The sequence below is a fragment of the Prosthecobacter sp. genome, assembly GCF_044227185.1.
Taxonomy (GTDB): domain Bacteria; phylum Verrucomicrobiota; class Verrucomicrobiia; order Verrucomicrobiales; family Verrucomicrobiaceae; genus Prosthecobacter.
In genome coordinates, this window is sequence record NZ_JBGAFO010000007.1 from 323,128 (window position 1) to 335,775 (window position 12,648).

12 protein-coding genes are annotated in these 12,648 nt (G+C 61.4%); 4 read left to right on the forward strand and 8 right to left on the reverse strand.

Annotation, left to right across the window (positions count from 1 at the left end; translation table 11 throughout):
- Positions 1-8 precede the first annotated feature (8 nt).
- Positions 9-1,158 (reverse strand): peptide chain release factor 2 gene (prfB, locus tag ACILSQ_RS18040; protein ID WP_395745045.1). Its coding sequence is split into 2 segments (ribosomal slippage): positions 9-1,070 and positions 1,072-1,158, totalling 1,149 coding nucleotides; the frame shifts between segments, so codons are not numbered across the junction.
- A gap of 51 nt (positions 1,159-1,209) precedes the next feature.
- Between prfB and recO the strand changes: the two genes are divergently transcribed.
- Positions 1,210-1,755, forward strand: a complete 546-nt coding sequence (recO, locus tag ACILSQ_RS18045; RefSeq protein ID WP_395745046.1) for a DNA repair protein RecO — start codon at positions 1,210-1,212, stop codon at positions 1,753-1,755.
- A gap of 526 nt (positions 1,756-2,281) precedes the next feature.
- Here the strand turns inward: recO and ACILSQ_RS18050 are convergent.
- The 3 genes from ACILSQ_RS18050 to ACILSQ_RS18060 form a co-directional block, all read right to left on the reverse strand.
- Entirely contained in the window at positions 2,282-2,803 is a 522-nt protein-coding gene (locus tag ACILSQ_RS18050) for a glutathione peroxidase (RefSeq protein ID WP_395745047.1), read from the reverse strand.
- 99 nt (positions 2,804-2,902) lie between these two features.
- The gene (locus ACILSQ_RS18055; protein WP_395745048.1) at positions 2,903-3,628 is read right to left on the reverse strand and encodes an ABC transporter ATP-binding protein; all 726 of its coding nucleotides are present in this window, start codon (positions 3,626-3,628) and stop codon (positions 2,903-2,905) included.
- A gap of 26 nt (positions 3,629-3,654) precedes the next feature.
- Complete coding sequence (locus ACILSQ_RS18060; protein ID WP_395745049.1) at positions 3,655-4,494, reverse strand: hypothetical protein; 840 nt, start codon at positions 4,492-4,494, stop codon at positions 3,655-3,657.
- Between the two features lie 51 nt (positions 4,495-4,545).
- On the opposite strand from ACILSQ_RS18060, the gene ACILSQ_RS18065 reads away from it, so the two are divergent.
- On the forward strand, positions 4,546-6,003 hold the full coding sequence (locus ACILSQ_RS18065) for a sulfatase (protein ID WP_395745050.1): 1,458 nt from the start codon (positions 4,546-4,548) through the stop codon (positions 6,001-6,003).
- Between the two features lie 10 nt (positions 6,004-6,013).
- On the opposite strand, the gene ACILSQ_RS18070 is transcribed toward ACILSQ_RS18065, so the two are convergent.
- Complete coding sequence (locus ACILSQ_RS18070) at positions 6,014-6,877, reverse strand: M48 family metalloprotease (RefSeq protein ID WP_395745051.1); 864 nt, start codon at positions 6,875-6,877, stop codon at positions 6,014-6,016.
- A gap of 63 nt (positions 6,878-6,940) precedes the next feature.
- Here ACILSQ_RS18070 and ACILSQ_RS18075 point away from each other — a divergent pair, with 63 nt between their 5' ends.
- Complete coding sequence (locus tag ACILSQ_RS18075; protein ID WP_395745052.1) at positions 6,941-8,131, forward strand: AI-2E family transporter; 1,191 nt, start codon at positions 6,941-6,943, stop codon at positions 8,129-8,131.
- A 186-nt stretch (positions 8,132-8,317) separates the two neighbouring features.
- A complete protein-coding gene (gene clpB / locus ACILSQ_RS18080; RefSeq protein ID WP_395745053.1) occupies positions 8,318-10,903 on the forward strand; it encodes an ATP-dependent chaperone ClpB in 2,586 nt (861 codons plus the stop codon).
- A gap of 2 nt (positions 10,904-10,905) precedes the next feature.
- Here clpB and ACILSQ_RS18085 read toward each other — a convergent pair whose 3' ends face one another.
- The 3 genes from ACILSQ_RS18085 to ACILSQ_RS18095 form a co-directional block, all read right to left on the reverse strand.
- Positions 10,906-11,442, reverse strand: coding sequence for a MauE/DoxX family redox-associated membrane protein (locus ACILSQ_RS18085; protein WP_395745054.1), 537 nt, complete (start codon positions 11,440-11,442; stop codon positions 10,906-10,908).
- Positions 11,443-11,609: 167 nt separating this feature from the next.
- On the reverse strand, positions 11,610-12,089 hold the full coding sequence (locus ACILSQ_RS18090; protein WP_395745055.1) for a hypothetical protein: 480 nt from the start codon (positions 12,087-12,089) through the stop codon (positions 11,610-11,612).
- 69 nt (positions 12,090-12,158) lie between these two features.
- Positions 12,159-12,599, reverse strand: a complete 441-nt coding sequence (locus tag ACILSQ_RS18095) for a hypothetical protein (RefSeq protein ID WP_395745056.1) — start codon at positions 12,597-12,599, stop codon at positions 12,159-12,161.
- Between the last annotated feature and the right edge of the window lie 49 nt (positions 12,600-12,648).

Sequence of the window (12,648 nt, forward strand, 5' to 3'; positions counted from 1 at the left end):
TCCAGCCACTACTCGTCGTCGTCCTTCTCCCCCTTCTCGGCCTTCTGGCCGCGGAGCATGGCTTCCATGAAGGGGTCGAGTTCGCCGTCCATGACGTCGGAGATGCTGCTGGTTTTGACGCCGGTGCGGAGGTCTTTGACCATCTGGTAGGGCTGGAAAACGTAGCTGCGAATCTGGGAGCCGAAGCCGATTTCGCTCTTCTCGCCATACTGGCGGTCGATCTCGGCTTTGCGCTTGTCTTCCTCGATCTGGTAGAGCTTGGCCTTGAGCATGGCCATGGCTTTGGCGCGGTTCTTCGGCTGGCTGCGCTCGATCTGGCAGGCGACGATGACACCGCTGGGGATGTGGGTGAGACGCACGGCGGTTTCCACCTTGTTCACGTTCTGGCCGCCTTTGCCGCCGGCACGGTAGGTGTCCACGCGCAGGTCTTCATCGCGCACGACGATGTCGATGTCCTCTTCGGAGTCCGGCGTGACGTCAATGGAGGCAAAGCTCGTGTGGCGCTTCTTCGCCGCATCGAAGGGGGAGATCCGCACCAGCCGGTGCACGCCGCGCTCGGCCTGCAGGAAGCCGAAGGCATTTTCGCCGATCACTTCCAGCGTGGCGGAGCGTGTGCCCACGTCGTCGCCGGGTTCATGGTCGATCAATTCCACCTTGTAGCCACGGCGCACGCACCAGCGCTGGTACATGCGCATGAGCATGTCCGCCCAGTCACAGGCCTCCGTGCCACCGGCACCGGAGTGGATGTTGATGAAGGCATTGCCACGGTCAAAGGGGCCTTTGAGAAGCTGGCTGAGCTCAAAGGTGCCCACGTCTTCCGTGAGCTTCTTGTGCTCCTGCTCCACCTCGCGCCAGGTCTCCATGTCCCCGGCCTCCTTGGCCAGTTCGATGAGTCCGTCGAAATCGGCGGCACGCCCCTCCAGTTCCTGGAGCGGTCCGATCTTCTTCTTGATCACGTTGGTGCGGTCGATCGTCTTGCGCGCCGCGTTCGCGTCATCCCAGAAGCCAGGGGCCGCCAGGCGGTCCTCCAGCATGGCCAGTTCGTCTTTTAATTTCGGTACGTCAAAGATACCTCCGGAGTTCCCCCAGCTTGGCCTTGAGGGCGGTGGTGTCGAGGGCCTGGAGGTCGGTGAGGATGGTCTTGCTGGTCTTTTCCATGATGCAGCGTAGATAACGGCTGGGCACACGAGTTCAACGCCTTTTGTCATCATGGAAAAAACCGAGGCCATCCTCATCGGGCGCACGCGCTATTCGGAAGCCAGCCTCATCGTGCAGTGGTGCTCCCCGGAGGCCGGCCTTTTCAAGACCATCGCCAAAGGCGCCCTCCGCCCCAAATCCCCGCTCTCCGGCGTGCTGGACCTCTTTGTCTCCGCCGAGCTCCGCTTCGTGCGCAGCAAATCCAGCGACCTGCACACGCTGGCGGAGGCCCGCTGGACGAATCCCCGCCTGGGCCTGCGCGAAAGCTACGGCCGCGTCCTCGCCGCCACCTACCTGGTGAAGCTCATCAGCCTCGTCGCCGAAACCGGCTCGCCTATTCCCGAGATCCACGACTTGCTGGTGAAAGCGCTCGACTATCTCGCGGCGAAAGATCCGGTGCCCGCGCTGATCACGCGCTTTGAGCAGCGCCTCGCCGAAATGCTCGGCATCATCCCAGAAGGCGAATCCGGCATGGCGGCTGCGGCCATTGAAGACAGCTTTCACCGCAAGCTGCCCGTGCAGAGGCGGCAGCTGGCGGACTGGATGGCGAAGCATTGAGCCTGGTGCTTTCAAAACTTCACCGGTAAGGCAAATCAATTCTTCCCACGACCTTCTCGTTTCGATCTGTCAAAATCAACGTGTCAAAATACGGCTCCAGGCGGGGTTCGTGGTAGAACTTTTCGTCGACCTCAGGACTTGGGAGTTTTACGCCACTAGCGATGGCCATAAGGGTTGGAAGACCCGCTTCTGAGGAAGCATTTTTCGGGGCAATGGGGCGGTATCGCCAGTGCTTGGATGCTGCCAATGTACATCCGTCAGGGATGCTCCAAACCTCCGCGCTACTCGCGTAACCACCCCAGCCACCAACGGGCGAACGCCCACTCGGAACTCCATAAAGTCGGAAGTGATAAAATATCTTGGCTCTTGGCATGCCCTTGGATGTCTTTGCGGCCCTGACTTTGCTCATCGCATCCGCGTAATTAACCCACGGAGCACGCGGCTTCGATGCCGAACACGCGGTGCAGAGGACAGCCACCAGCAGAACCATCATCCGTTTGGCCAAGGCATTCATGCTCGATTCGCCTTACTTCAGCGCCGCCTCGATCGCCGCCATCAGCTCCGGCGAATCGGGCTCCACATCCGAGCCGAAGCGCTGCAAGACCTTGCCGTCCTTGCCCACCAGAAACTTTTCAAAGTTCCAGCCCACCTCGCCGCCCGCCGCCGACTGCAGCGCGGCATACAGCGGACTTTTGCCCTCTCCTTTGATCGCCACCTTGGCAAACATCGGGAAGGTCACCTTGAAACGCTCGGTGCAGAAGTTCTTGATCTCCGCCTCGCTCCCGGGCTCCTGGCCGCCGAAGTCATTGCAGGGGAACCCCATCACCACCAGCCCCTTGTCCTTCATCTTTCCATAGAGGCTCTGCAGCCCCGCATACTGCGGCGTGTAGCCGCACTCAGAGGCCACATTCACAATGAGGAGCACCTTCCCCGCGTAGGTCTTCAGCGTCGTCTCCTTGCCCTCGATGTCCTTGACGGTGATGTCCTGGACGTTGGTATCAGCGGCAAGAGCCAGGGTGGTCATAAGGAGAAAGAGGAATTTTTTCATGCGGTGATTGTGACGGGGAAAGAATGACGAAACCAGAATGAAGAATGACGAATGAAGTCCGAATGACTAAACGGTGTGTCTGGCTTGGTCATTCATTCCTCATTTCTCCTCCACCATGCTGAGGAAAATATCCTCCAGCCGGCTGCCGCGCTGTTCATGGTCGCGGCGCAGCTCCTCCAGGGTGCCCAGGGCCACGAGCTTTCCGTAATGGATGATGCCGATGCGATCCGCCAGCTCCTCCGCGATGTTCAGCAGGTGCGTGCTCATCAGCACGGTGGTGCCCGCCAGGCTGCGCTCCTTGATCTCGCGCTTCACCGTGCGGGCGTGGATGGGGTCCAGCCCCACCATGGGCTCATCGATCACAAAGACCTTCGGATCATGCAGCAGCGCACTGGCAATGCCGAGGCGCTGCCGCGTGCCGTGGCTGAGATTTTCAATGCGCTGCCTTCCGTATTCATGCAGCGCAAATTTGGTGAAGAGTGCGTCCGTCTGCGCCGCCGCATGCACCGGGTCCATTTCAAACAGCTCGGCGATGAAGTCCATGAACTCCAGCGGGGTGAGCTTCTCATAAAACACCGCCACATCCGGCACGTAGCCCAGCAGCGCCTTCGCCTGCATGGCCTCCGCCTGAACGTCATGCCCGCAGAGCCGCACGCGCCCCGCGTCCGGCTTCATCAGGCCGGTGAGCAGCTTCATGGCCGTGGTCTTGCCCGCGCCGTTGGGCCCCAGAAAGGCAAACAGCTCCCCGGGCTTGATGGTGAGGTTCAGCCCGTCCAGCGCCCGCAGCTCGCCATAGTTCATCGTCAGGTTTTCGATCTCGATCATGCTTCAAAAAGAGGGAAAGGTTCAGGTCACTGCGCCGGATTCTGCAGCCCGTGGATGGTCGGCTCCAGCAGCACGTAGTTTTCAGGCAGGTCAATGCGCGCCAGCTCTCCGGCTTCGGTGAAGATCATCTTCACCTCGTGCGTGCCGAAGACCGGCAGCACCAGCACAAAACATTTCCGCTGGCGGCCCGCCAGCATCATCATGCCCTCGCGCGCCTGCAGTTTCATCGCCCCCGGGGCGGCATCCTTTTTCGGCAGGTTCCCCCCCATCAGCGCGAGCATGGCCAGCATGCTGTCCTCGCCGCTTCCCATGCCCGTCAGCAGTTTCACATCCTGCGAGTTCATCAGCACCCGCTCCCCCTGCTTCACCAGCACCTCCGGTGTCGTCTGCGTTTCATTCCAGGACATCTGCATGCTCGCATCGCGCTGAGGGAAGGCTGCCTTCAGGCTCAGATACTGCCAGCGCTCGGCATCCGCCAGCGTGCAGCCCAGGCTCCACGTGGCCACCAGGCTGCGCGCCTCGCTCCCCGGCACCGGCTCCTCCACCGAACCATGGGCGACCATGTCATAGGCCGTCTGCCCATCCGTCTTCGTGCGGCGGTTCACCTGCAGGTTTGCATGGCCCATTTTCTCGTGATCATGGTACAGGTGAAGCGTGCAGCCAAAGCTGTCCGCCTGCCGCAAAAACAGGTCCATCACCATGCGCGGCGGCACCACAGCAAAGCGTGAGGCCTCAGGGAAATAGGTGTCACGCACCAGCAGTCCGGACATCACCGCCCAGAAAATCACCGCCAAAACTGCCGCCACACGCCAGATCATTTTTAGATAGTAGCCGGGAAACGAAGGCACTGGCAAGCGCCACAGCATTTTGCTGCAAAAAATCTCGCCACTTCCGCCCGCCCTTGCCACGATGCCTTCATGCGCCTGCTGCTCGCCTTCCTTTTCACCACCCTCGCTCTTTCCGCCGCGGATCAGCACCCGCCCAATGTCGTGCTCATCCTGCTCGATGACCTCGGCTATGCCGACATCGGCTGCTTCGGCGCGGAGAAGATCAAGACGCCCCACATGGACCGCCTGGCCGCGGAGGGCACCCGCTTCACCAGCTTCTACGTGGCGCAGGCCGTGTGCAGCGCCTCGCGCGCGGCACTGATGACCGGCTGTTACGCCAACCGCGTGGGCATGCAGGGCGCGCTGAACCACACCAGCAAGGAGGGCATCCACCCTGACGAATTCCTCCTGCCGGAAATGTGCAAGGCCCGCGGCTACGCCACCGCCGCCTTTGGCAAATGGCACCTGGGAACCGACCTGCTCTTCAATCCGCTGCACAACGGCTTCGATGAATTTCTCGGCATCCCCTACTCCAACGACAACAGCAAGTACCACCCCTCCCTGGCGCAGGAGATGCCGCCCCTGCCCTTCTACGACGGTCTCAAAGTCATCGAGACCGATCCCGATCAAACCCAGTTCACCCAGCGCTTCACCGCGGGCGCCACCCGCTTCATCGAGCGCAATAAAGACCGCCCCTTCTTCCTCTACGTCCCGCATGTGATGCCCCACGTGCCCATCTTTGCCTCCGAGTCCTTCCGCGGTAAATCCAGCGCCGGTCTCTATGGCGATGTGGTGCAGGAGCTCGACTGGTCCGTGGGCCAGATCCTCGACACGATCAAACGCTGCGGTCTCGACCAAAACACCCTCGTCATCCTCTTCTCGGACAACGGCCCCTTCCTCAGCTACGGCAATCACGCCGGCAGCGCCAGGCCGCTGCGCGAGGGCAAGCTCACCACCTTTGACGGCGGCGTACGCAGCCCCTTCATCGCCCGCTGGCCGGGCCACGTGCCCGCCGCCCGCGTGTGTGACGACCCTGTGATGGAGATCGACCTTCTGCCCACCATCGCATCCCTCATCGGCGGCAAGCTCTCGGAACGAAAAATCGACGGCAAAAACATCCTCCCCCTGCTCGAAGGAAAACCAAAGGCCAGATCTCCGCACGAGGCGCTGGTCTTCTACGGTGGCGATGAGCTCCAGGCTGTGCGCAGCGGCCCCTGGAAGCTGCATTTCTCCCACCCCTACATCACCGTGGACGGCGAGCCCGGCCGCGATGGCAAGCCCGCCCGCTTTGGCCAGATGAAGCCCAAATCGATCACGCAAAGCGGCATCGCGGGCATCGCCTCCCGCCATGGCTACCGCGTGGAAAACATCGGCCTCTCGCTTTTCAATCTCAAAGACGACCCCGGCGAAACGAAGAACGTCGCCCAGGATCACCCCGAGATCGTGGAGCGCCTGAAAAAGCTCGCCGAACCTACCCGCGAGGAACTCGGCGACACCCTCCTCCAAGTCAAAGGCACCGAAAACCGCCCCCTCGGGCTGGCTCCTTAAAAACGTCGCCTCACCGCCCCGCCCGCTCCTTCGCGATCACTTCCCGGATATGCTCCATCCGGTTCGCGGGATTCGGATGAGAGCTCATGAAGTCCGACCTGCTGGCCCCGCCGCTCACCTGCGCGAGGATTTCCATCACGCCGATCAGCGCCTCCGGATTGTAGCCTGCCTGCATCATGAAGCGCACGCCCAGCGCATCGGACTCCGACTCATCCTCCCGGCTGAAGGTCATCACCCGCCACTGCGCCACCAGGTTCGCAATGTAGGCGCCGGTGTTGCTGTGTCCGTCGGAAGTCAGCACCCCCACTCCCTGCGCCAGTCCGCCCAGCAGCTTTGAATGCGCCATCTGCTCATTGGAGTGCCGGCCCACCACGTGCCCCATCTCATGCCCCAGCACGCCCGCCAGTTGATCCTCGGATTTCAGCCGGCGAAACAGCGCCTCCGTGATGAAGATCTGCCCGCCCGGCAGGGCAAAGGCGTTCACCGTTTCGGTGTCCGCCAGCAGATGAAACTTAAACTGATACGGCGTCTCCCGCGCCGCGGTGGAGGCGATCAGCCGCGCGCCGACCCGCTCCACCATCGCCCGCGCCTTCGCATCCCGCGAAAGCCCGCCGCTCTCCCGGATCATCTGCGGTGTGGATTCCAGCCCCATGGCGATCTCCTCCTGCGGCGTGGCGAGAGCGAGCGTCTGATCACGGCCGGTAAATTCGTTGTGGTAATGCGTGGTGCCGAACCAGTTGTACAGCAGTGAGCCCGCGATGATCAGCAGACCCAGCACAATCCGCGGATTCAGGGTCAGGCCCCCGCGGCCGCGGTCATCCCCAAAGGCGGATTTTCGGCTGAGATTGAGGAGGCGGTGCAGCGGGGCGATCATGCATTGCTTTATAGTTCATGGAAAAATCTTGAGCCAGCGGCGATTTTGCGGCATTGCAGCCTCATGTCATTGTTTCAGGAGCACGATCAGACAGTGGACTGGGGCCGCAAAGGATCCCAGGCGGTGGTGACCCTGGCCTGCCTCTTCGTGATTCTCACAGGCATGAAGATCGCCGCCAATGTGCTCGTGCCCATCGTCTATGCCTTCTTCCTGGCGGTGCTGAGCTATCCCATGGTGCGCTGGCTGCGGCGGCATCGGGTGCCCGCCGGTGTGGCCCTGGGCATCACCATGACGGTGAACCTCAGCGTGCTCGCCGGCCTCGTGACCGTGGGCGTGCGTTTGCTCATCAGTTTCTGGCATGATCTGCCGCACTATCTCCGCGGACTGGAGCGGTACTCGAATGAAGTGGCCACCTGGCTGGAGGCCAACGGGGTGATGGATGCCAAAACCGCCGTGGCGGGCATGTTTGAATGGAACAAGCTCATCGGCTGGGCTGCCAATCAGGATGTGATGGGAAATCTGGCCGGATGGCTGGGCACGACCTTCGGCACGCTGGCGACCCTGCTCGCCAGCCTCATCATGGTCATCATCGTGATGATGTTCATCCTCATGGAGGCCCACGGCACCCAGAGCCGCCTGCAGGCCGTGCATCTTTCCGGCGGCCCGGATCTCACCGGGCTCATGCGCTCCGCGGACGACATCCAGAAATACCTGGGCGTCAAAACCCTCATCAGCGCCCTCACCGGCCTGCTCGCGGGTTTCTGGTGCTGGTTCTTCGACCTCCACTATCCCCTGCTCTGGGCCCTGCTGGCCTTCCTCTTCAACTACATCCCCGCCGTGGGCAGCACCGCCGCCTCCGTGCCCGCCATCGTGGAGGCGCTGGTGCAGCACGGTCCGGCCACCGCCGTCTTCGTCGCCCTCGGCTACGGCGGCATCAATTTCTTTCTCGATAACTTCGTGCAGCCCACCATGCTGGGCAATCGCTTCGGCATTTCCCCCCTGGTGGTCATCCTTTCAGTCATCTTCTGGGGCTGGCTCTGGGGCCCGCTGGGCATGTTCCTCGCCGTCCCTCTCACCATGGTGCTCAAGGTCCTGCTGGACAACAACGCCGAGTTCCGCTGGATCTCCGTCGCCATGGCCAAAAAGAAAGTCCGCCACGGCGAGGTGGAGATGGCCGGCTATGACCTCATGATGAACGATGACGAGACCATCGGCAGCGGCGCCAGCACGGAGATTCCCGGCCGCGAGAAGTAGGCCTGCGCGAGGCTGCACATCTGTGCCACTTCGGCTTTTCGGTGAGACAGCGATGCACTCAAAAGCGACCCGCCAACCGTATTAAAAAGTGGCCTAACCTCGACAAATCAAGCGTAGCAGCGTCATGGATGACTGTGGCATGCTTCCAGCAAAAGAGACAGTGAAACAACCTTTCTCCCACCAACCATGTCACCCGAAAAATTCACCGTTAAGCTGCAGGAAGCCTTCAATGCCTCCCAATCCATCGCCACCCGGCATGGACATCAGGAATTGAAGCCTTCCCACCTCGTGCTCGCCCTGCTGGAGCAGGAGGGCGGCATCGCCACGCCGCTGTTTGAAAAATCCGCCGTCAATCCTGCGGCCGCACAAGGCCTGAAATCCGCCGTCGAGTCCCTCCTCGCCCGCCAGCCCAAGGTCAGCGGCGGCACCAGCGGCCTGCATCTTTCCAATGAGATGCGCGAGCTCATGACGAAGGCCGAGGACGAGCAGAAGAAGCTCAAGGACGAATACCTCAGCGTCGAGCACGTCATCCTGGCCCTCTTCAAAACGAAGACGGAGCTTTCGGACCTGCTCAAGCAGGCCGGCCTGACCTACGACACCGTTTCCAAAGCCCTCACCGCCGTGCGCGGCAGCCAGCGTGTGGTGGATCAGGACCCTGAAGGCAAATACCAGACCCTGGAAAAATACGGCACCGACCTCACCGCCCGCGCCAAGCAGGGCAAGATCGACCCCGTGATCGGCCGTGATGAGGAAATCCGCCGCGTCATGCAGGTGCTCAGCCGCCGCACGAAGAACAACCCCGTGCTCATCGGCGAGCCCGGCGTGGGCAAGACCGCCATCGCCGAAGGCCTCGCCCGCCGCATCGTCGCCGGTGACGTGCCTGACTCCCTCAAAGGCAAGCGCCTCATCAGCATGGACCTCGGCGGCATGATGGCCGGGGCCAAGTTCCGCGGCGAGTTCGAGGAACGCCTCAAAGCCTTCCTCAAAGAAGTCACTTCCAGTGAAGGCGAGATCATTCTCTTCATCGATGAACTCCACACCATCGTTGGCGCAGGCAAAGCAGAAGGCGCCATGGATGCGGGCAATCTTTTGAAGCCCCAGCTCGCCCGTGGTGAACTGCGCTGCATCGGCGCCACCACGCTCGATGAGTATCGCAAATACATCGAAAAGGACCCCGCCCTTGAGCGCCGCTTCCAGCCCGTCAAAGTCGGGGAGCCCAGCGTGGAGGACACCATCGCCATCCTGCGCGGCCTCAAAGAGCGCTATGAGGTCCACCACGGCGTGCGCATTCAAGATGGCGCCATCATCGCCGCCGCCACGCTGAGCAATCGCTACATCACCGACCGCTTCCTGCCGGACAAGGCCATCGACCTCGTCGATGAAGCCGCCAGCCGCATCAAGATCGAGCTCGACTCCATGCCCACGGAGATCGACGTCATCGAACGCCAGATCATGCAGGGCGAGATGGAACGCCAGGCCCTCAAAAAAGAAAAAGATGCCGCCTCCAAATCCCGCCTCGAAAAGCTCGACAAGGAAATCGCCGACCTCAAAGAAAACTCCGCCGCCCTGAAGGCCCAGTGGATCAAAGAGAAGGAAACCGTCGATGCCGGCCGCAAGGTGAAGGAGGAAATCGACCGCCTCCGCACCGAGCTTGAGCAGGCCCAGCGCCGTGGCGACTTCGGCCGCGCCGGTGAGATTCAATACGGCCTGATCCCCGATCTCGAAAAGAAACTCAGCGCAGCTCCCGTGGAGGCATCGCAGCCCCGCTCCGCCCACTCGTTGCTCCGTGAAGAAGTCACCGAGGACGACATCGCGCGCGTTGTCGCCAACTGGACCGGCATCCCCGTCTCGCGTCTGCAGGAGGGCGAACGCTCCAAGCTCGTGAAAATGGAGGAACGCCTCAGCCAGCGCGTCATCGGCCAGAAGGACGCCATCGCCGCTGTCAGCAATGCCGTGCGCCGTGCGCGTGCGGGCATCCAGGATGAAAACCGCCCCATCGGCAGCTTCCTCTTCCTCGGCCCCACCGGCGTCGGCAAAACGGAGCTGTGCAAAGCCCTCGCCGAATTCCTCTTCGATGACGAAAGCGCCATGACCCGCATCGACATGAGCGAGTACATGGAGAAGCACAGCGTCAGCCGTCTCATCGGCGCGCCTCCCGGCTACGTCGGTTATGAAGAAGGCGGCCAGCTCAGCGAAACCGTGCGCCGCCGCCCCTACAGCGTGGTGCTCTTCGATGAAGTCGAAAAAGCGCACCCCGATGTCTTCAATGTGCTGCTGCAGGTCCTCGACGACGGCCGCATTACCGACGGCCAGGGCCGCACGGTCGATTTCAAAAACACGGTCCTCATCATGACCAGCAACATCGGCAGCAGCGCCATTCAGGACGTCAGCAATCCTGAGCAGCGCGATGCCCTGGTGCGCGACAGCTTGAAGCAGTTCTTCCGCCCCGAGTTCCTCAACCGCATCGACGAAATCGTCATCTTCGACCGCCTCGATGCCGCCCAGCTCGACAGCATCGTCAAGATTCAGCTCCAGCGCGTCATCGACCGCCTCGCGAAGCAGAACATCCACCTCACCGTCACCGACGACACCACCCGCTACCTCGCCGACGCCGGCTTCGATCCCGTCTTCGGCGCCCGCCCCCTCAAACGCGCCATCCAGAAACACCTCCTCGATCCGCTCTCACTTGCGGTCCTCGAAGGCGGCTTCAAAGAAGGCGACCACATCACCGCGGAGATGAAGAAGGGGAAGGTGGAGTTTGTGAAGAAGTGAGGTCAGGCCCCTCCGATTGAAGCGGCCATCATGGCACCCGCCATGATGGCCATTCCGCCGTCTTCCAGCAGCGCCACCGTCGAAAGGGGCACATGCAGCACCGTGCCCATGCAGGCGCATTCGAGGTCCAGACCTTTCACCAGCGCCCCCACGACGCCCGCCGCGCCGAAAAGCATCACCACCACGGTGGCCGCATAAACAATCTCCGGCCGCCAGTGCGCCAGGTATCCCAGCCCCAGGGCCAGCTCGATGAAGGGATACACATAGGCATAGGGCCGGAAAGGCTTGGCCAGCAGGTCATACATTTGAAAGCCATCCGCAAAGCCCGGCAGGTCGAAGAACTTGAACATGGAAAACATCACCAGAAAGATGCCCATGAAATCGTGCATCCAGCCCATCCACTGCCATAAGCTCTCTCGCGACTGAAGCGCCGTCGCCGCCAGCAGAGCCAGCACGATGATCACCGCCAGCGGCAGGTAGTCCTTCAGCCGCGTGCCACGGCCTTTCTGCCGTCGATGGACTGTGTGTGCTGCACTCATGCAGCCATGGTTCGGCCCTCCCGGGCCGCACGGCCGTGCGCTATTTCTTCCGCGCGCGCGTGGGCCCACAACAACCAATCATCAGCAAGCGGCACATCTTCTTTCAAACTGCTTCCGGGGCGCCAAAACTTGCGAGGCAAAGCCCACGGTTCTGGCGATACCCGCTGCTACCACCCCCAATACCGGAACGATGCATACGCGGTCTCTCTGGCATCGTCATAATAGAGACACAGACTGTCTTCGCCCACGTCGCGTTGCAGACACTCGTCAATGGTCTCCAGCACCTTCGGCCAGCCTTCTGGTCGGGATTCTCGACCAAAGAAGCTGATTCCACTGATTGGCTGAACCGAGAACGCCGGTTTGATGAGGTGTTGAAAGTCCTGTGGAGAAATCCGGAAGGTCAGAAAAAAACCGTCCATGCCGGGAGGCTTGATGCTTTGAAGCTCCCTGGCATGCGCCCGCACTTCTTCACCAAAGAGTCGTTTGCATTCTGCTTCCGCGTCTGGGGGCGTGCCCGCCAAAACCAGCCAGAGCAGGACGAGCAACGGACATGGCAGTGCAAGCTTGGCAAGTCCCCACTTTTTGGCGATCAACGCAGCGATGAATACGGCGGTCCCCAGCAGGACGCCAAGAACAATGAGGGCCATTAGAGGAGACATACCAGAACAAGGCGGCTATCGACGAGATTATTGCAAAACCTCCACGAAATGACGCCCCTACTTCCTCCGCCCCCTCTTCGGCTTCTCCGGCGCCAGCGTCATCTGCGGCGTCACCTTGATGCCCATCCGCTTGTAGTAGTCCAGCATCTCCTCCGTAGCCACCCGGCTGGCTTCGAGGCCAATGCGCACCATCTCCGACATGTCAGTCGGCGGAGCTTCCCTACGTTTGGCGGAGACAAACCTGGTTGGGAACTGGTCGATTGAGTGAGTATAATGTGTTTTACCGATCAGCGGTTTCTTCCTCCGCACCCTCTTTGGCTCCTCCGGCGCCAGCGTCATCTGCGGTGTCACCTTGATGCCCATCCGCTTGTAGTAGTCGAGCATCTTTTCCGTGGCCACGCGGCCTGCTTCGAGCACAATCTTCGACATCTCAGACATCTCACGCGGCGGACCCTCTTGAAGGCGTATGGCATCGATGATGGCTTGCAGCTGGTCCATAGCAGTGGCGGAAATCGTCCCACAAATACTGCTCATGGGCAAGCGTCAG

Excerpts from the sequence above, each read along its gene's own strand:
- ACILSQ_RS18090 (WP_395745055.1), bottom strand. The coding sequence starts at position 12,089 with ATGGCCCTCATTGTTCTTGGCGTCCTGCTGGGGACCGCCGTATTCATC.
- ACILSQ_RS18055 (WP_395745048.1), bottom strand. The coding sequence starts at position 3,628 with ATGATCGAGATCGAAAACCTGACGATGAACTATGGCGAGCTGCGGGCG.
- ACILSQ_RS18095 (WP_395745056.1), bottom strand. The coding sequence starts at position 12,599 with ATGGACCAGCTGCAAGCCATCATCGATGCCATACGCCTTCAAGAGGGT.
- clpB (WP_395745053.1), top strand. The coding sequence starts at position 8,318 with ATGTCACCCGAAAAATTCACCGTTAAGCTGCAGGAAGCCTTCAATGCC.
- ACILSQ_RS18050 (WP_395745047.1), bottom strand. The coding sequence starts at position 2,803 with ATGAAAAAATTCCTCTTTCTCCTTATGACCACCCTGGCTCTTGCCGCT.
- ACILSQ_RS18075 (WP_395745052.1), top strand. The coding sequence starts at position 6,941 with ATGTCATTGTTTCAGGAGCACGATCAGACAGTGGACTGGGGCCGCAAA.
- ACILSQ_RS18060 (WP_395745049.1), bottom strand. The coding sequence starts at position 4,494 with ATGCTGTGGCGCTTGCCAGTGCCTTCGTTTCCCGGCTACTATCTAAAA.
- recO (WP_395745046.1), top strand. The coding sequence starts at position 1,210 with ATGGAAAAAACCGAGGCCATCCTCATCGGGCGCACGCGCTATTCGGAA.
- ACILSQ_RS18065 (WP_395745050.1), top strand. The coding sequence starts at position 4,546 with ATGCGCCTGCTGCTCGCCTTCCTTTTCACCACCCTCGCTCTTTCCGCC.
- ACILSQ_RS18070 (WP_395745051.1), bottom strand. The coding sequence starts at position 6,877 with ATGATCGCCCCGCTGCACCGCCTCCTCAATCTCAGCCGAAAATCCGCC.
- ACILSQ_RS18085 (WP_395745054.1), bottom strand. The coding sequence starts at position 11,442 with ATGAGTGCAGCACACACAGTCCATCGACGGCAGAAAGGCCGTGGCACG.